Origin of the sequence: Rhizobium sp. AAP116, assembly GCF_001295785.1 — a bacterium.
In the GTDB taxonomy this organism is placed as follows: domain Bacteria; phylum Pseudomonadota; class Alphaproteobacteria; order Rhizobiales; family Rhizobiaceae; genus Allorhizobium.
Map to the genome: position 1 here is coordinate 15,069 of NZ_LJIB01000039.1, position 17,427 is coordinate 32,495.

Annotated in this window: 13 protein-coding genes; 5 read left to right on the plus strand and 8 right to left on the minus strand. The window is 59.8% G+C overall.

Annotated elements, in window-relative coordinates; genetic code table 11:
• Positions 1-228: 228 nt before the first annotated feature.
• From lysM to IP85_RS19720, 4 genes are all read right to left on the minus strand, one after another.
• Positions 229-702: a peptidoglycan-binding protein LysM gene (gene lysM / locus IP85_RS19705; RefSeq protein WP_054151372.1), complete on the minus strand. Its 474-nt coding sequence runs from the start codon at positions 700-702 to the stop codon at positions 229-231.
• 125 nt (positions 703-827) lie between these two features.
• Positions 828-1,649, minus strand: coding sequence for a sulfite exporter TauE/SafE family protein (locus IP85_RS19710; RefSeq protein ID WP_054151373.1), 822 nt, complete (start codon positions 1,647-1,649; stop codon positions 828-830).
• Positions 1,650-2,081: 432 nt separating this feature from the next.
• Complete coding sequence (locus tag IP85_RS19715; RefSeq protein WP_054151374.1) at positions 2,082-2,879, minus strand: hypothetical protein; 798 nt, start codon at positions 2,877-2,879, stop codon at positions 2,082-2,084.
• Positions 2,880-3,043: 164 nt separating this feature from the next.
• Complete coding sequence (locus IP85_RS19720) at positions 3,044-4,858, minus strand: methyl-accepting chemotaxis protein (RefSeq protein ID WP_054151375.1); 1,815 nt, start codon at positions 4,856-4,858, stop codon at positions 3,044-3,046.
• 178 nt (positions 4,859-5,036) lie between these two features.
• On the opposite strand from IP85_RS19720, the gene IP85_RS19725 reads away from it, so the two are divergent.
• Positions 5,037-5,426, plus strand: a complete 390-nt coding sequence (locus IP85_RS19725) for an acyl-CoA thioesterase (RefSeq protein ID WP_082347838.1) — start codon at positions 5,037-5,039, stop codon at positions 5,424-5,426.
• Between the two features lie 6 nt (positions 5,427-5,432).
• Here the strand turns inward: IP85_RS19725 and IP85_RS19730 are convergent, their stop codons facing one another.
• Complete coding sequence (locus IP85_RS19730) at positions 5,433-6,200, minus strand: helix-turn-helix transcriptional regulator (RefSeq protein ID WP_054151385.1); 768 nt, start codon at positions 6,198-6,200, stop codon at positions 5,433-5,435.
• Positions 6,201-6,348: 148 nt separating this feature from the next.
• On the opposite strand from IP85_RS19730, the gene IP85_RS19735 reads away from it, so the two are divergent.
• Positions 6,349-6,786, plus strand: coding sequence for a hypothetical protein (locus IP85_RS19735; RefSeq protein ID WP_054151377.1), 438 nt, complete (start codon positions 6,349-6,351; stop codon positions 6,784-6,786).
• Between the two features lie 61 nt (positions 6,787-6,847).
• Here IP85_RS19735 and IP85_RS19740 read toward each other — a convergent pair whose 3' ends face one another.
• Positions 6,848-7,198 carry a DMT family protein gene (locus IP85_RS19740; RefSeq protein WP_054151378.1) on the minus strand — a complete coding sequence of 117 codons (351 nt, stop codon included), beginning with the start codon at positions 7,196-7,198 and terminating at the stop codon, positions 6,848-6,850.
• A gap of 322 nt (positions 7,199-7,520) precedes the next feature.
• Here IP85_RS19740 and IP85_RS19745 point away from each other — a divergent pair, with 322 nt between their 5' ends.
• The 3 genes from IP85_RS19745 to uvrB all read left to right on the plus strand — a co-directional run bounded on the left by IP85_RS19745 (position 7,521) and on the right by uvrB (position 13,679).
• Positions 7,521-9,530 (plus strand): EAL domain-containing protein, encoded by a 2,010-nt coding sequence (locus IP85_RS19745; protein ID WP_245280914.1) that lies wholly within the window; start codon positions 7,521-7,523, stop codon positions 9,528-9,530.
• 66 nt (positions 9,531-9,596) lie between these two features.
• Positions 9,597-10,517 carry an HNH endonuclease gene (locus IP85_RS19750; RefSeq protein ID WP_054151380.1) on the plus strand — a complete coding sequence of 307 codons (921 nt, stop codon included), beginning with the start codon at positions 9,597-9,599 and terminating at the stop codon, positions 10,515-10,517.
• 117 nt (positions 10,518-10,634) lie between these two features.
• Positions 10,635-13,679, plus strand: a complete 3,045-nt coding sequence (uvrB, locus tag IP85_RS19755) for an excinuclease ABC subunit UvrB (protein WP_054151381.1) — start codon at positions 10,635-10,637, stop codon at positions 13,677-13,679.
• A 28-nt stretch (positions 13,680-13,707) separates the two neighbouring features.
• Here the strand turns inward: uvrB and IP85_RS19760 are convergent, their stop codons facing one another.
• Together IP85_RS19760 and IP85_RS19765 are read right to left on the minus strand one after the other, a co-directional pair.
• Complete coding sequence (locus IP85_RS19760; protein ID WP_054151382.1) at positions 13,708-15,927, minus strand: UvrD-helicase domain-containing protein; 2,220 nt, start codon at positions 15,925-15,927, stop codon at positions 13,708-13,710.
• Between the two features lies 1 nt (position 15,928).
• The gene (locus IP85_RS19765) at positions 15,929-16,687 is read right to left on the minus strand and encodes a hypothetical protein (protein ID WP_054151383.1); all 759 of its coding nucleotides are present in this window, start codon (positions 16,685-16,687) and stop codon (positions 15,929-15,931) included.
• Positions 16,688-17,427 lie beyond the last annotated feature (740 nt).

Below are 17,427 nucleotides of genomic sequence, written 5' to 3' on the forward strand. Positions count from 1 at the left end.
GGTGGCAACTAGCAGCGCCACCACACAGTCCTACAGAATTGCAAAGCTGCCCCGGAGTATCGTCCAGCCTGTGATCCTATTGCGCCTTGCTACAAAATTGGGCTACTATAACGCTGTAGTTCGCGGCTTAGTACGCTGATTTGAAAGGCTTTTTCCGCCCTCCCTCCAAGCCTACCCTCACCAGCGCCGCAACAATGCGCGGGCCACCGTCGAGGCAGCCCGCCCCCATCACCCCTCCAACTCCGGAATCCGCAACACCTGCCCCGGATAGATCTTGTCGGGATGGCTCAGCATCGGCCGGTTGGCCTCAAAAATCACCGGGTTCTTCGCGCCCTTGCCCTTGCCATAGTGCGCCTCGGCGATCTTCCAGAGATTGTCGCCCTTCTTGACCGTGTAGAAGACCGGCTCCTTGGCGGCGACCGGGGCTGCGTCCGGCGTCTCGGCGATCGTCAGTTCGGCGGCCTCGACCGAGGAGATGCCGAGCGTATTGCCGACGGCGACCACGGCCTTCTCGAAAATCGACTGATCCTTGACCGTGCCCTTCAGCACCACTTTGTCCTCGACAACCTCGACCTGGACGGCATCGGTGCCGAGCCCGTGCGAGGCGAGTTCCTTCTGCACGGCCTCCGCATCCGGCGCGTCGTCATCGCCGCCGATGCCGAGCTTCTTGCCCGCACTCTTGATGAAATTGAACAAACCCATGCCGGTCTCCCTCATTGTGTCACCGTTGATCGGTGCCGACAGGAGAGACCAGCTTTGCGACAAACTCAAGAAGGGATTGCTGTTTTACCAGGAACGCATCGACAACGCCGGCACGCACATGGCCCTCACCCGTACAGGCTCCAGAAGAACCGCGCCGAGACAAACAGCAGAAACACCGCAAAACCCAGTTCCAGCTGCCGCTTGTTGAGCCGGTGCGCCAGCTGCGCGCCATAGGGCGTGACCAGCATGGCGATCGGGAAGATCACCGCAAAGACGATCCAGTTGACGAAGCCTGTCGAAAACGGCGGCAGGCCGGCCTCGCCCCAGCCAGCGTAGATGAAGCCGAAAAAGGCCGGGATCGAGATCAAGACCCCTACACCTGACGACGTCGCCACCGCCTGGTGGATCGGCCTTCCGTAAAGCGTCATGAAGGTGTTGTTGAACACCCCACCGCCGACCCCCATCAGCCCCGAAAAGAGCCCGATCGCCGATCCGGTCAGGAAGCGGAAGGGCTGGCCCGGCAGTTCGGTTCCCAGATGCATGCGGATGGAGAGGAAGAGCATGCGGGCGGCGAGAACCAGGCCCATGACGGCGAAGAACAGGCGAAGACCTTCGCTCGAGACGTAAGCAGCGACCACGGTGGCGAGAAGCGCGCCGAGCGGCACCGCGATCGTCCAGCCTTTCAGGAGGTCCATATCAACAGCCCCGCGCTTGCGATGCGCCTGGAACGAGCGGATCGAGGTCGGCACAATCAGCGCTGTCGAGGTGCCAACGGCCAGATGCATGATCACCTCTTCCGGGATCCCGGCATAGCCGAAGACCTGGTAGAAGACCGGCACCAGCACCGCGCCCCCGCCAATCCCGAACACGCCGGCCAGCAGCCCCGCCACGGCGCCGGCCGCCGCCAGAAGAGCGACGAAAAACAGGATATCGGCAATCGGCGGCATGGCTACTCCGGAGATAAGACCGCCCGGCCGGGCGGCGAGGAAAGCGGCAGGATCAAGCGCGGGGCCCCGCGCGACACTGACTGTGGTGGAAGGCCAACCACCCCTGTCCAAGCCTCTAGGCGCTCACCGCCCCGCCCGCAAGCCTGCCAAAGCCCCGGGCGGTACGGCTCGCGCCCCTCCTGCCCCCACAATCGCCCATCGCCCCGGCACCCGGCAGCAAAGACGACCGTACCGCCGGATTAAGCCCTCCCCCTTGTGGGGAGGGTTGGGAGGGGCCTTTTCCCAAAATCCACGCATGATGGCCAAGCACCCACACCCATCCCCCCCCAGCACCCCCGCACCCGCCGGTGAGGTCCGGACCAGAACGTCAGCAAGCGCTTACCAGGAAACGATTAGGCATTTAGCAAAATAGGACACGAACTCAGGAGCGACTCAGCGGCAGTTCCGCTTGTCGAGATAGAGCGAACAATCCTTGCCCACAGGCGCCCGCGCTTTCGAAGCCGCCGCTGTCCGCCGGCTCGAAACGGGGACCGGATCATCAATGCCGGAACTGCCGCTATCCACCGAAAGCGGCAGGATCCCGCCCTCCTCCGACATCTCGGCCACCTGCGTTTCCTGCATCACGGGCTGCTGCGCCCCGCTCGGCCCCGTCACGATCTGGGTCGGCTCGTCGAAGCCGATCCCGTCGACCACCGGCTGGCTGGTATTGCCCTCGGCAATCGCCATGGCCCCGCCTTGCGTCACCACATGCGGCTGCACGCCGACCGGACTCGTCGCATCCGCGTAAGCGACATCGGAAATCCCGGGCTCGGCCCCGATACCGAGCGCGCCGTCAATATTGACGCCGCCTTCCGGGATCAACATCGCGCTCATTGTCTGGTCCTGGGCGTCAACAGGCGCCTCAGTGCCCGCCGCCATCATCGGCGCGGCCTGTGGGGCATCGCTGTCAGCCAGGTTGGGTGTATCGAGATAGTCCAGCCCCTGGGCGCCACCGTTTTGGGCAGCCCGCGGCGCATAGGCCGCCGCCTCCGCTCGTGGGTCGCCGACGCGACCGACAAGCACCCGCCCGTCTTTGCTGCGATCGACCTTGCCGATGAGCTGGTCGCCGGCGCGCGGCCCTCCAACGTCAGCGAAAGGAATCCGGTCGCTGCCGGAACAACCGGCGACGAGAAGGAGCGAAAGGACGGCAACCGTCAGCCGGCTGCCAAGGGACGAAAACGCAACACTCATTTCACCCTCGATATCCCCTTATGGGACAACGAAAGACAGCATAGGCGATCCCGGCTTAATGCGCCATGAACGAAAACCTTGAGGAATCCAGGGCAAAAACTAGGGGCCGGCAGATCGCTCCGCCGGCCCCGGTCTGTCGATTGTCCGTGCGTCAAGCCTGACGCTTACGCCGCCCGGCGATGACCGGCCGCCGCCTGCGCAGCGTTCACCTTGAGGCGCGAGAGCAGCTGGCGCAGGTTGTAGCTCTCTTCCGCCAGCGACTGGCCGGCAGCCGAGGTTTCCTCGACCATCGCCGCATTCTGCTGCGTCATCTGGTCCATGTGGTTGACCGAGGTATTGATCTCGGCCAGGCCCGTGGCCTGTTCCTTCGCCGCGGTCGCGATCGTGTTGACGCTTTCGTTGACGCGGTTGACCAAGGCCTCGATCTCGATCAGTGCCTCGCCGGTCGAGCGCACCAGGCCAACGCCGGTATCGACTTCGGCAGCCGATGCGCTGATCAGCGTCTTGATCTCCTTCGCCGCATTCGCCGAACGCTGCGCCAGTTCCCGCACTTCCTGCGCCACGACGGCAAAGCCGCGACCCGCTTCACCGGCACGCGCCGCCTCGACGCCCGCGTTCAGTGCCAGCAGGTTGGTCTGGAAGGCAATCTCGTCGATGACGGAGATGATCTGGCTGATCTTCTGCGAGGATCCCTCGATCCGGCCCATGGCATCGACCGCGCTGCGGACGATCTCGCCGGAGCGGTTGGCGCTCGACTTGGTCTCGGCCACCATCTGACGTGCCTCATTGGCGCGTTCAGCCGCCGTGCGAACGGTTGCGGTGATCTCGTCGAGGGCCGCCGCCGTCTCTTCGAGGGCTGCCGCCTGCTGCTCGGTGCGCTTCGACAGGTTGTTGGTCGCCTCGCTGATATTGCCGGCCGAGGACGTTACGATGTCACTCGTCTGGTTGATCGCGGCAATGACGCCGCCCAGTGATTCCACTGCGCGGTTGAAGTCGTCGCGCAGCTTTTCGTATTCCGAACCGATGACGCCGATCTGCACGGTGAGATCACCTTCTGCCAGACGCTCCAGCGCCGAACCCAGCGCATTGATCGCATGGTTCTGCCGCTCGGAAGAGGTGCGCAGATTGAGCTCGTTGCGCTCGCGTTCGCCGTTCAGATTAGCCTGCTGCTGCGCTTCGCGATCGCGCAGCTCGATGCGTTCGCGCACGCTGCCACGCAGAACCTCAAGCGTCTTGGCCATGCCGCCGATCTCATCCCGACGCTCGATGTCACCGATGGAAACGTCGACGCGCTCCTCAGCGATGTCGTTCATTGCGCCCTTCAGGCGGTTGATCGGATGCACGATGCTGCGCACAACGAGATAGGCAAAGAACACCATGCCGATGCCCGCAAGACCAATCACGACACCATAGCGGAGCGCCGTGCCGCGGAAGAGCACTGCGAGGTCATCAGAGTAGACGCCCGTGCCGACCACCCAGCCCCATGGCTCGTAGCCGATCACATGAGACAGCTTCTCGACCGGCTCTTCGAAGCCAGGCTTCGGCCAGTAATAGTCGACGAAGCCTTCCTTGCTAGCTTTGACCGTATTGACGAACTCGACGAACAGGAACTTGCCGTTCGGGTCCTTGTTCTGGCTCAGATCCTTGCCGTTCAGTTCCGGCTTGATCGGATGCATGACCATGGCCGGCTGCATATCGATGACGAAGTAGTAGCCGTCAGGATTGTAGCGCATCGCGCCGGTGACTTCCTTGGCCCGCGCCTGCGCCTCCTCGCGCGACAGCGTGCCGTCAAGCTCCTGCTTGTGATACGTGTCGAAAATCGAGATCGCCTGATCATTGATTTGGGCCAGACCCAGACGACGCTCGTGTACCAGCGCGTCATATGATTGAACGAGGCTGTATGTCAGTGTGCCCACGAGTACCGCCAGAGCCAGTGCGACCAGTGCGTATAGCCGCACAGACAGAGACACCGATTTCATGCTTTCCACCCCCAACTTTGATTCGAATGCCAAATTTTGATATTTATCAGTTCTAAACTCCGTAAATGCGGTCTTACAAAATGTTACGGGTACTTTTTTGTATGTGAATATTAGTAGTGGCGCACCGGCTGCTCCGCGTACTTCTCTGTGCAGCACACACAGGAGTCTCGACAGAATGATGATCGGTACAACGCAAACACCCACCGGCGAACTGACCCTAAGGACACTTGCCATGCCGGCAGACGCCAATGCGGCAGGCGATATCTTCGGTGGCTGGGTCATGGCCCAGATGGACCTTGCCTGCGGCATCCGGGCGGCCGAGCGTGCCCGAGGCCGCGTCGTCACGGCTGCCGTCCAGGAGATGGCCTTTGCCATGCCGGTCAAGATCGGCGACACGCTGTGCGTCTATACGGAAATCAGCCGCGTCGGCCGCACATCCATGACGCTCAAGGTCGAGACCTGGGCCCAACGCTATCTGACCCATGTCATGGAAAAAGTCACCGAAGCGACCTTCGTCATGGTCGCGCTCGATGCTGATGGCAAGCCGACGCCGGTGCCCCAGGCCTGACCGGCCTCAGCCGGCCATGCTGAGGAAGAAAGCTTCGCAGGATTCATCCGACGGGAAGAACATTTCGATCTTGATATCCGCGAGCGCGATGTCATCCGCCGTGCCGAACTGCGTGATCGTCGAGAACATCGGATAGACCATTCCACCGAAGCGAAAGCGCACCGCTAGAACCGGTGGCAGATCGCCGCTTACGCCGTGATCGCCCTCTCCCACCTCGCAAGCCAGCGCCTCGGCTGCCCGCTCCAGCATCGCATCGCCGCCGAGATGAGCGCTTTCCAGTCTGAAACGGGCCGCCAGATGCCCGGCAACCTCATGCCAGTTCTCCACCAGTTCTGCGCCCTGTCCGGGCTGCAGCAGGAAGTCGATGAAGCTGTCCCCGGCAGCAAGGCCGAAGCCCGACAACATGGCATGACCGCTCGCATTGGCATCCATCACGGTCCAGCAGCGATCGAAGACAAAGGCCGGATAGGGCATATGCCCGGCAATCATGTGGCTGATCGCCCTGCGGATAGGTGCCATGGTTGCGCTGTCCAGCGGCCGGCGGGCATAGGCCGCGCGGTAGCCTGCCGCATCCAGCATCAGGTTGCGCTCGGCCCGCGGCACCTCCAGCGCCTCGCCGAGCCGCAGAACCATGTGCCGGCTCGGCTTCGCCCGTCCCGTCTCAAGAAAGGCGATGTGCCGCGCGGAGACATCGGCAACCAGCGCCAGCTGCAATTGGCTCATCCGTCGCTTGTCGCGCCAATTGCGCAACTGACCACCAAAATCACCCGTCATGACATCCTCCATGCTGCAGCGTTCCGAGCGGCAATTGCAAAAACTTCTGGCAGATGCAGCGCGCCTCGTCACTTACCTGCGGAGTAATTGCGACACGTCCGGCCGGCCGCCATGGTCACGTCATCGCAACCGGAAAGGAAAATTGCCAATGTCCCGTGATTTTGCCGCCACCTGGCTGAAGCTCACCAGTCTCTTCATCGTATTGCTGGGCCTGCTCGTCGCCCTCGGCGCCCACCCGGCCGTTTCGCTGCCGGCAACCCTCCTCGCCGACGCGGTGTTCTGGCCGCTTGACGGCGCACAGCCCATAGATACCCAGGCCGCCCGCGTACTCGCTGCCATAGGCGGCGGGGTCATGGTCGGCTGGGGCGTCATGATGTGGCTGATCATCGACCGCCTGCTGCCGGCCGATCCAAAGCTTGCCCGTCTATTGATGATCGAGGGGACATTTGCCTGGTATCTCGTCGACAGCACCGGCTCCTTCGTATCCGGCGCGAGCGTCAACGTCCTGCTCAACACTCTCCTCTTGGCTGCCATCGTCCTTCCGGCCTGGCGTATCGGCACGGATCGCGTCGCTACCGCAAGCTAGAGACACGGTGGCCCCAAACCGGCCAGAAGACGGCGCGACCAGAACTTGGCCGCGCCGCCTTTCATCCGCGAAAGACGAAGGCAGCCCCGGCAGCGATCAGGGCAAAGCCGATCACATGGTTGATGGTCAGGCTTTCCTTGAGGAAGAACACCGAGAAGCCGGAAAAGACGATCAACGTGATGACTTCCTGAATGGTCTTCAACTGCGCGGCCGAATAGACCTCCGCACCAATCCGGTTGGCAGGAACCGCCAGGCAATATTCGAAGAAGGCGATGCCCCAGCTCGCGACGATCGCGATCCAGAGGGCGGACGTCTTGTATTTGAGATGCCCGTACCAGGCGAATGTCATGAAGACGTTCGAGAGGGAAAGAAGCAGGATCGGCCAGAGAGCGGCGGGAGAGAGGCTCGGCATGGAGAACTCGTGAGATGGAGGGGGAGATGCAGGCGACCCATGAGTCGCCTGCACATATCTACATATCAAATGGTCTCGACTATGGGCTGTGCATTCTCGGCCGCCACTGAATTCCCTTGCGTGTAGCGTTTTGCAACCTGCGCGACGAAATCAGTGCTTGGAAGGCCAGAGTGAAAGCGGGCAAAAGCGACGCGAACTCACATTTTAGCACCACCAAAAAGTTGCCGATGATTTCTAGTTAAATTGCGGCGAGCCGCGATAACACCCCGTTAAGTCGCTCTTGTTATTGATGTTTTATTGCGATTGGTATGGGTTTTGTTTTATGTGGTTGAACGAGAGCCGAAGCGGCGGAACAGTGCCGGCAGTGCTGCAAGCCCAGGTGGCGGACATCGCCGACGGCTATCGCTCCACACTCGTCTTGAACCTGATCACACTCACCGTCTGCCTGTTCATCCTGCACCTTCAGAACGAGGCAGGCTGGACAAACGTCTCCTGGTATGTCGTGTCGATCATTGTGGTCGCCATCAGGGCTTATACCATGAATGCGCTCAATCGACGCGGCAAGCTGTTGTCGGCGCCGCAGAGCAGCCTGACCATTCTCTCGCTCGGCGCGCTCGCCTCGGGCATCGTCTGGGCCGCACTGCCCTGGACAATTGACGACTTCGAACCGCTCGGGCGCCATGCCCCACTCTTCTTGATGATGGGCGGCATGGCCGCCGGATCGGTCGTTAAGCAGATCGGCTACACGCCGCTCGCCTTGAACTACTCCATCCCGATTCTGCTCTCCCTGATGGTCAATCTGATTGGCAACTGGCGCTTCAATGACGTGCTGGTCGGCGTCTGCCTCAGCCTGATGATCTTCGTTTTCATCCGCCGCAGCCTCTGGGCGGAGCGTATGTTCGTCAACAGCCAGGTCGCCCGCCATGAGGCGACCGCACTCGCTGATAGTCTGACCCGTGCCAACAGCGACATCCTTCGTCAGAACTCTCGTCTCGAAGCCTTGGCCAACCGTGACACGCTGACCGGCCTCGCCAACCGCATGTTCTTTCACGGACGCCTCGCCGGCGACATCGCCAGGGCCGCCGTTGTCAACGAACAGGTCGCCCTGCTGATCTTCGACGTCGAGCGTTTCCAGTCGATCAACGACACGCTTGGCCATAGCGCCGGCGATGCGCTGCTGCGTGAGATCGCCACCCGCCTTGCATCGCTCGTCGAGGACGGCAGCCTGATCGCCCGTCTTGGCGGCGATGAATTCGCCGTGGTCGTCAGCGGTCCGGATGCCTTGAATCGCGCCCGCACCCATGCGGCCGCCGTGCTCGAAGCCAGCCGTCGGCCGATTCACTGGCACCAGCGCCAGTCCGTCATCGGCCTGAGCGTCGGCCTCGCGGCCTATCCAGATCACGCAGACAATGCCGAAGAACTGCTCGCCTGCGCAGACATGGCACTCTACGACGCCAAGCGCGCCGATCGCCGCCAGCTGCGGGAGTTCGACCCCGACCTGCGCCGCAATGCCGAGCGCAAGCGCATCATCGAGCAGGACCTCGACCGCGCCATACAGAGCGGCGCCATTGGCGCCTGGTTCCAGCCCCAGGTCGACCTGACGACACGCCGCATCACCGGCTTCGAGGCGCTGGTGCGCTGGCAGCATCCGCAGCTCGGCTTCGTGTCACCACCGGAAATCGTCAACGCCGCACGCACGGTGCATCTCTCGGAACAGCTCACTGCAAGTATCGCCCGCGATGCTTGCCTGCTCGCCCGCCGCCTACCTGATTTCCACCTCGGCGACGTGACGGTGGCACTCAACGTTTCGCCGCGGGAATTTGCGCTCTATTCCGTGCCTTGCATGCTGCAGCGTGTCACCAGCGCCCATGGCGTGGCGCCATCGGCACTCGAGATAGAGATCACCGAGGAGGCCATTCTCGATCCCGCACTGGCCGACGAGCAGTTGAAGCAGCTCGAACAGGATGGTTACAAGCTCGCCGTCGATGATTTCGGCATGGGCCATTCATCCCTCGCCTATCTGATCGGCCTGAAGGTCGACCGCCTGAAGATCGACCGCAGCTTCGTCAAGGACGTCGCCCGCAGCGAGACCAACCAGAAACTGATCTCGGCCATGATCAGCCTCGGCCAGTCCCTCTCCCTCGACATCGTCGTCGAAGGCGTCGAGACACCCGAAGACGCCGCCATCCTCGCCCGCCTCGGCTGCAGCATCGCCCAGGGCTATCTCTTCGCCCGCCCCATGCCTGCAAACGCCCTCGACACCTGGATCGCCGAGAACCAGCCGACCGCACTCAAGCGCAAGACCCGGTCAAAACATCTGTCGGTGGCGTGATTGAACGATGGTTGCGTCTGCGGACCGCGACTGCATATTGGCGAAGCGAAATGACTCAGGACGGCCATGGCAAAGGCGATTTTCTACCACAAGGACGGGAGCGGCTATAAGGATGTCCGAGGACAGCTTTATCACTTCCCGAAAATGTACCTCTCCCGAGTGCAGCAGTCTCTGGGTGACTGGATCGTCTATTACGGCCCCCTGACCGGCATGCCGAGTCGCTACTACTCCGGCCTTGCCAGGGTCACGGCGATCGACGACGACAACGAGATTGCGGATCACCATTACGCCAGGTTGGCTGACTATATCGATTTTGACCGTCCACTGGATTACCGCGAAAACGGCGGGTTCGAGCGACAGTTGGTAAGCCCCGATGGAAGCGTCAATCCCGGGCGCAGCGTCCAGGCAGTCCGTGTGATCAGTGACGGTGAATTTGCTGCCCTGGTAAACCGGGGCCTGTCCGAACCCGATGAGTGGCCGCAAAGGATCGACCAGGCGGGAGACAGTCATCTGCCAGCCGACCCCCTAACCTACTTCGAAGTCGATGAGCCGACGCAAGCCGGGTATGTCGCAGACGGCTATGAACGGCCGATCCTGCAGCAGACGATCAATCGTCCGTTCCGGGATGCGAAATTTCGCCAGCATATCCGGCAAGTCTATGACAGGACCTGCGCCTTCACGGGCCTTCGCCTGATCAACGGCGGAGGCCGGCCCGAAGTGGAAGCAGCCCATATCGTGCCCGTCGAACGCGGCGGCAACGATTCCGTGCAAAACGGTATCGCCCTCTCAGGCACCGTCCACTGGATGTTCGATCGCGGCCTCCTGTCACTCGCAGACGACTTCACCATCCTGCAGTCCCGCCAGTTGAACGAAGACATCTCCCACCTGCTCGTCAAGGACGGCAAGGCACGCGTCCCGGCCGCCCCGCATCTGCGTCCCCACCCGCATTATCTCGGCTGGCATCGCGACAACGTCTTCAAGCACTGACGCCCTTTCCCTCCTGCCGCCACGCTGGCAACAACCTCCTCTTCCTGTTGCGTTTTTGTTCTGATTATCCTGGCCCCGCCCCTTCCCTTTGCCGGCGCGCTTCTCCATATTCCGGCCATGGCAAAGTCTCCCAAATCCTCCGCCCCCTCAGATAGTTTCGAGGAAGCCCCGCAGACCGCATTCGAAGGCGCGCCGCTCGCAGGCTCGGTTTCGGATTGGGTGAAGCAATTGGAGGCGGAAGCCGAGGCCTCGACCGTCGAGAGCCAGCGCGAACTGGCGTCGAAAGCCGGCAAACACCGCAAGAAGATCGAGATCGAGGCCCGCCGCCATGCGGAAAAGGTCGCGCTGGAAAAGGCGAAGCCTGCTACAGCCAAGAACACCACCTCGACCAAGACCTCGCGCGGCGTGTCGATCGGCGCCTCCAATGACCCGAAGACCCGTGCCGCCGCCGGCCTCAACCCGATCGCCGGCATGGATGTCTCGCTGGAAGAAGCCGAATCGCTCGCCACCGGCGCCGTCACCGCGACCGTGGAAGCCCTCACCGCCCTGATCGAAAGCGGCAATCCGCTGTTCAAGAACGGCGAACTCTGGATGCCGCACCGCCCGGCCCGGCCGCAAAAGTCCGAAGGCGGCGTGCCGATCCGCATGGCCTCCGACTTCGAGCCCGCGGGCGACCAGCCGACCGCCATCAAGGACCTCGTCGAGGGCCTAGCCAATGACGACCGTACCCAGGTCCTGCTCGGCGTTACCGGCTCCGGCAAGACCTTCACCATGGCCAAGGTCATCGAGGCGACCCAGCGCCCCGCCGTCATCCTCGCGCCGAACAAGACGCTCGCCGCCCAGCTCTATTCGGAATTCAAGAACTTCTTCCCCGACAATGCGGTGGAATATTTCGTCTCCTATTACGACTACTACCAGCCGGAAGCCTATGTGCCGCGCTCGGATACCTTCATCGAGAAGGAATCGTCGATCAACGAACAGATCGACCGCATGCGCCATGCCGCCACCCGCGCCATCCTCGAGCGCGACGACTGCATCATCGTCGCCTCCGTCTCCTGCATCTATGGTATCGGCTCGGTCGAAACCTACACCGCCATGACCTTCCAGATGTCGGTCGGCGACCGCATCGACCAGCGCCAGCTCTTGGCCGACCTCGTCGCCCAGCAATACAAGCGCCAGGACATCAATTTCGTCCGCGGCTCCTTCCGGGTCCGGGGCGACACGATCGAACTCTTCCCCGCCCACCTTGAGGATGCCGCCTGGCGCATCACGCTGTTCGGCGACGAGATCGAGAGCATCACCGAATTCGACCCGCTCACCGGCAAGAAGACCGGCGAGATGAAGACGGTCAAGATCTACGCCAACAGCCACTATGTCACGCCGAGACCCGCCCTCAACGGCGCCATCAAGTCGATCAAGGAGGAGCTGAAGCTCCGCCTCGCCGAGCTCGAAAAGGGCGGCCGCCTGCTGGAGGCCCAACGGCTGGAACAGCGGACGAAATACGATATCGAAATGCTCGAGGCGACCGGCTCCTGCGCCGGCATCGAGAACTATTCGCGTTACCTCACCGGCCGCAAGCCCGGCGAGCCGCCACCGACCCTCTTCGAATACATCCCCGACAACGCCCTGCTCTTCATCGACGAGAGCCACGTCTCCGTCTCCCAGATCGGCGGCATGTACCGGGGCGACTTCCGCCGCAAGGCAACGCTGGCCGAATACGGCTTCCGCCTGCCCTCCTGCATGGACAACCGTCCGCTCCGCTTCGAGGAATGGGACGCCATGCGCCCCCAGACCGTCGCCGTCTCCGCCACCCCCGGCAATTGGGAGATGGAGGAAGCCGGCGGCGTCTTCGCCGAACAGGTCATTCGCCCCACAGGCCTCATCGACCCGCCGGTCGAAATCCGCCCCGCCAAATCCCAGGTCGACGACGTGCTCGGCGAGATCCGCGACACGGCGCTGAAGGGCTACCGCACCCTCGTCACCGTGCTCACCAAGCGCATGGCCGAAGACCTCACCGAATATCTGCATGAACAGGGCGTGCGCGTCCGCTACATGCACTCGGACATCGACACGCTGGAGCGCATCGAGATCATCCGCGATCTCCGCCTCGGCGCCTTCGATGTCCTCGTCGGCATCAACCTGCTGCGCGAAGGCCTCGACATTCCCGAATGCGGCTTCGTCGCCATCCTCGATGCCGACAAGGAAGGTTTCCTCCGCTCCGAAACCTCGCTCGTCCAGACCATCGGCCGCGCCGCGCGAAACGTCGACGGCAAGGTCATCCTCTATGCCGACCAGATTACCGGCTCGATGCAGCGCGCCATGGACGAAACGTCCCGCCGCCGCGAAAAGCAGATGGCCTACAACACCGAACACGGCATCACGCCGGAGTCAGTCAAGGCCCGCATTTCCGACATCCTCGACAGCGTCTACGAGCGCGACCACGTCCGCGCCGACATCTCCGGCGTCTCCGGCAAGGGCTTCGCCGATGGCGGCCATCTCGTCGGCAACAACCTCCAGGCCCACCTCAACGCGCTCGAAAAAGACATGCGCAACGCCGCCGCCGACCTCGACTTCGAAAAGGCCGCCCGCCTGCGCGACGAAATCAAACGCCTCAAGGCCGTCGAACTCGCCGCCATGGACGACCCGATCGCGAAGCAAGAGGCGTCGAGTGCCGAAGGCGCGAGAGGGAAAAACTTGGCGCCGCCCCCTCCGTCGTCATCCTCGGGCTTGACCCGAGGACCCACAACCGGCGACGCCGATCAGCCCCGCATCTCCCCCTCCGGCCGCAACAAATCCGGCGCCCCGGAAGGCAAGGGCAGCTATTTCTCCAAACCCAGCCTCGACGACATGGGCCCCGGCACCGAAGGCGCCGTGCCTATGCCGAAATCCGGCCCGGAAAGCTCCTATTTCCGCAAGAACACTCTCGACGAAATGACCGTCGGCCGCACCGAAAAGCCGGTGACCGGCAAGCTGCCGGAAAAGCCGGAGGCCCCTCCTTCTCCCCGTTCACGGGGAGAAGGTGCCCGAAGGGCGGATGAGGGGCAACCCGACGACCCCCGCCCCATCATCCGCGCCCGCTCCGGCGCCGGCTCCTACGAGGAGCCCGGCGATGGCAAGCGCAAGGCAAGGACGAAGGGCAAGACCGGACGCCCGGGGCGCTGAGGTTTTACCCACACACTAGGCAAACCGGTCAAGGGACGCGCACCGTCTGCTTCGCTATAGCTGTAGTGAAAGTTGGAGAAATGCCTCCCAACTCCAAGGATGCGCAAAAAATTAATTTTTTAGAGGCTCTACTCGCGGCCAGATAAAGTCGCGACAAATTGCGTCGACGGCGAAGGGGACCGAGTTCATTTTCGTCAATAGTCCGACGATCGCAATGAATAACGATGACATTGTCAAACTGTAGACCTGCTATAAACTCTGGCGAACTATAAACAAACCTTTTTCCAGCATAACGAATATCATTCAGATCTTCTCTGCTTTCAACTGAGATCAAATGGTCAGCATGGCGTCCTGCATCCCGATATACGGCGAACATGTCGTCGTTCATACAAATTATGCAGACTCGCTTACCAGAACCAAGTGACGTTGCCAGTGAACGAGCGTGTCCAAACGCCCACTCGTACATCCTCTGGTTCGAAGAGAACTCCCTCATTTCCGGCACGTCGCCTTCTTCGATAGCGCTCTCACCAACACGCCTATCAATTTCGTCTAGAAACTCTATTTCAGCAAATGAGACCGCAAGATCTGCGATACAGCGAGCTATCTGTGGTGTGAAGCGGAATACTTCGTTGAGCTCCACCAATGCACTGCCATCCGTCGTTTTACCGATCCAATTGCTTGTAGATTTAGCGTCAGTCACAAGATTTGCGAAATAATCCCTAGTTGATTGCTTCAAATCATAAGCCATAAACATCGGTTGTACGCCACCAAATTGGCTGGAGTGACGCATCAAAGGCTTGAGCGCCATCCGCTCTAATGGTGTGAAGAGGTGCAACTCATCGACAAAAATCGCGTCGTAACCCTCCCGCTCAATGATGTTATCCCAAACATTCGAACTCAGGAACGAAACAAAATCCGCAATCAGCTGATCGACACTAATCACCCTCATCTCACGTAATAATTCCCTGTACCTTCTGTGGAGATCGAGAACAATTTTTCGATCCCCCACTCCAGAAAGATTAACCATCCACTCTGGTCTTGGAGCATTAATATAGTCCAAGGCCTTGCTATTGCCTGACCGAATTCCCTCAGCGTCAAGGACGGACATGATTTCATTCATAATCTCAAATGCGAATCGCCGTTTTACTTCATGCTCATCGGATAACATGTTGGCAATAAAAGAAGGCGAAGCCTCATCCGAGAACTGCGTGGCCAACGTCAAGCGAGCGGCATCGAGAATGGACTCGATTAACTCTCGCTGCATTATTCGACCCGAATATGCGTCTATATCAATCGGACTTACGCCCCTTTGTTCTCGTTGAACAAACTCAGACGCAATTTCAAAGATTGTCGCTATTTTTGCCGCAGAATTAGCTGAATTAAGCCGTGCGCCATCTCTATCGAGTTGTCCGATTAAATCCTTTACCAGATCGGCGCTGACCTTCGAATGGGTCAGAAACAATAGGCGAACCTCTTTCCCGTCCGCAGTAAACTGGAGGAAGTCCCTAAGAAACTTAACTACCAACGAGATAGTTTTTCCGGTTCCAGCCGCTCCTCGCAACCTCACCGATTGAGAATAATCCTTCTCTATGAATTTGCGCTGGGAAGTAGTCAGCTTTTTGCTCACCCACTCATCCAAGGACCACCCGTGTGCAATTACTCCGCCGGGGTTCTCGATCTCAATTACACCATCATTTTGAGCCGGAGTGAAATCTATATTTTCATAGGCGATGAACGCATCAAGTAGCGAATCTCCAAAATCGGTGTAAGCCGATCGACTAATTGGCACATCATCAAACTCTACATGCTCATTTGTGACGGAATATACATAGAGATTTTGACTACTATCACAACGATCCTCGTAAAAGATACGAGAAGTACTACCTTTCGCCGCTGTGTAAGCAAAAAACGAACCTCGACGGGCACCATCGGTGTAAAGGCCCCACTTCACAGGCAGTGAAACTGAATTTTCGAACTTACTAATTGCAAGTGTGATAATTCGCTCAAAGGGGTCGTAACTGTTAGGCTTTGCTTTTGACAGGGCGCAAGCAGCCCCGTCGATTACCAGAAACCTACCGTCAATCCGAGATTTCTCACAAAAGATGAACACAGTTCTGGAAATCAAAACCGTCGCCAATTTTCCATCTTTTACGAGCAAGTGAAAATCTGAGAAAAACCTATCGGATATTGACGATCTGGCAATTAGCCTTACAGCCTCCTCCTCAATCGCTATATTGTAGTCACTCATCTCAGCGCTCCGATTGATGGGATTCAACGATAATCGATATTATGTTTTCGCGATCTTGCTCAAACGAAGTCTCCAACCCAATCCGAGAGAATACATTGGCAAATGCTTGCGCAACAGCGAAGCGTAGTCCGTCGGAAAGAGATCCGCCGCGATATGCGAATTCACCGACACACGAATGATTCATATCGGTTGCAGCCAAAGTAACTTTGCGCACGTCAAATATCGTTGGCATGCGCAGTAGTGCCACAAATCCGAGCCCGGGCACTGAAGGCAACTCGTTTAGAAAGAAGTGCTCGAGTCTCATCGTTGTGAGCGCTTGACGAAGGCGCTTGTCGAAGCTCCCATTTCTGACAGAACACACGCCCTTTAGAGCGTCGATGGCATTGATCTTGCCGTCACGATAGTCCTGAAGGTACGGGAGCTCTGACAGGCTACCTACTCCGGGATAACGCGAGATGAGCTTCTCCACATCCGTGGTGAATATATGCTCGTAGAAAAAATCAACATCGATCGAATGACCGTTGAGCTGACAAAAACGCGAACAAATGCGATCTATTTCAGACTGAATTTGATCTGAACAATATATGTTTTCGATATAAAAATTGGCGTCAACTATAGGTATGACCGTCAGATAGTTTCCGAATTTCTGATTCCACAAGTCGCAGTCTGCAGTTAACACAAACGCGTACTTCCAGTTTGTTTCTGAATAATCAGTACTTACAAGAATGTCGCCCTGCCGCAAGTTTAGTCGTCTAGTCATCGATCCCGTCCTATTGCGCTGAAGACACTTTGCTACATCGAAAGGTTGTGCGTCAAGGCTATCATTCTACCTGTTCAGATTATCTTTGGATGGGGACGCCCAGCCGAAATCCCCCAACAAAATCAACAAAAAATCTTTTTTTCATCCCCACCCATTTCCACCCCCTTACCCTAATCCCCGTCCCGCCCTCGGATACACCTGGCGATGCGATGTCAGGCGAAGCGGGGCCGGCGCCGGGGTGGCGTGCTCTCGCAGGCACAAATCCCCGGCCCGCTGCAACGGTCTCCCTCTGGACGTGGGGCTGGTAACGAAGGTGATGGGGTCGGATGCCTCTCACCGGATACCCCGATCGGAAGGACGTGCCTCAGAGGCACACAGACAAGGCGCCCACGCCGTCGCAAACATACCAGACGGCGGGGCGGATAAAGCGGCGGGGATGATGGTGAGGTCGCGAATGGCCAGACGATCATCCCCCGGGCGAGGGTCCCGGTCGGAATGGTGCACCATCCGACGGGAACCTCCCGGGCCACCGGCCAGGCTCTGGCAGAACACTCTACGGAGGACTCTGCCAAGCCGGACCCTACGCCCGGTCATCCTCGGTCCTCGGGTCAAGCCCGAGGATGACGAGGACCGTCGCCGCCTTGCCAGAGAGACGCATGCAGCGGGAAAAGACGCCGAACGAGGCGCCGGAAGGAGCCACATACATTACTTAGACAGGTTGCTTCTGGCGCCTCGTCCGA

Bases quoted from the DNA above. Each gene is read 5' to 3' on its own strand.
- lysM (WP_054151372.1), bottom strand. From the start codon at position 702: ATGGGTTTGTTCAATTTCATCAAGAGTGCGGGCAAGAAGCTCGGCATC.
- IP85_RS19710 (WP_054151373.1), bottom strand. From the start codon at position 1,649: ATGCCGCCGATTGCCGATATCCTGTTTTTCGTCGCTCTTCTGGCGGCG.
- IP85_RS19715 (WP_054151374.1), bottom strand. From the start codon at position 2,879: ATGAGTGTTGCGTTTTCGTCCCTTGGCAGCCGGCTGACGGTTGCCGTC.
- IP85_RS19720 (WP_054151375.1), bottom strand. From the start codon at position 4,858: ATGAAATCGGTGTCTCTGTCTGTGCGGCTATACGCACTGGTCGCACTG.
- IP85_RS19725 (WP_082347838.1), top strand. From the start codon at position 5,037: ATGATCGGTACAACGCAAACACCCACCGGCGAACTGACCCTAAGGACA.
- IP85_RS19730 (WP_054151385.1), bottom strand. From the start codon at position 6,200: ATGACGGGTGATTTTGGTGGTCAGTTGCGCAATTGGCGCGACAAGCGA.
- IP85_RS19735 (WP_054151377.1), top strand. From the start codon at position 6,349: ATGTCCCGTGATTTTGCCGCCACCTGGCTGAAGCTCACCAGTCTCTTC.
- IP85_RS19740 (WP_054151378.1), bottom strand. From the start codon at position 7,198: ATGCCGAGCCTCTCTCCCGCCGCTCTCTGGCCGATCCTGCTTCTTTCC.
- IP85_RS19745 (WP_245280914.1), top strand. From the start codon at position 7,521: ATGTGGTTGAACGAGAGCCGAAGCGGCGGAACAGTGCCGGCAGTGCTG.
- IP85_RS19750 (WP_054151380.1), top strand. From the start codon at position 9,597: ATGGCAAAGGCGATTTTCTACCACAAGGACGGGAGCGGCTATAAGGAT.
- uvrB (WP_054151381.1), top strand. From the start codon at position 10,635: ATGGCAAAGTCTCCCAAATCCTCCGCCCCCTCAGATAGTTTCGAGGAA.
- IP85_RS19760 (WP_054151382.1), bottom strand. From the start codon at position 15,927: ATGAGTGACTACAATATAGCGATTGAGGAGGAGGCTGTAAGGCTAATT.
- IP85_RS19765 (WP_054151383.1), bottom strand. From the start codon at position 16,687: ATGACTAGACGACTAAACTTGCGGCAGGGCGACATTCTTGTAAGTACT.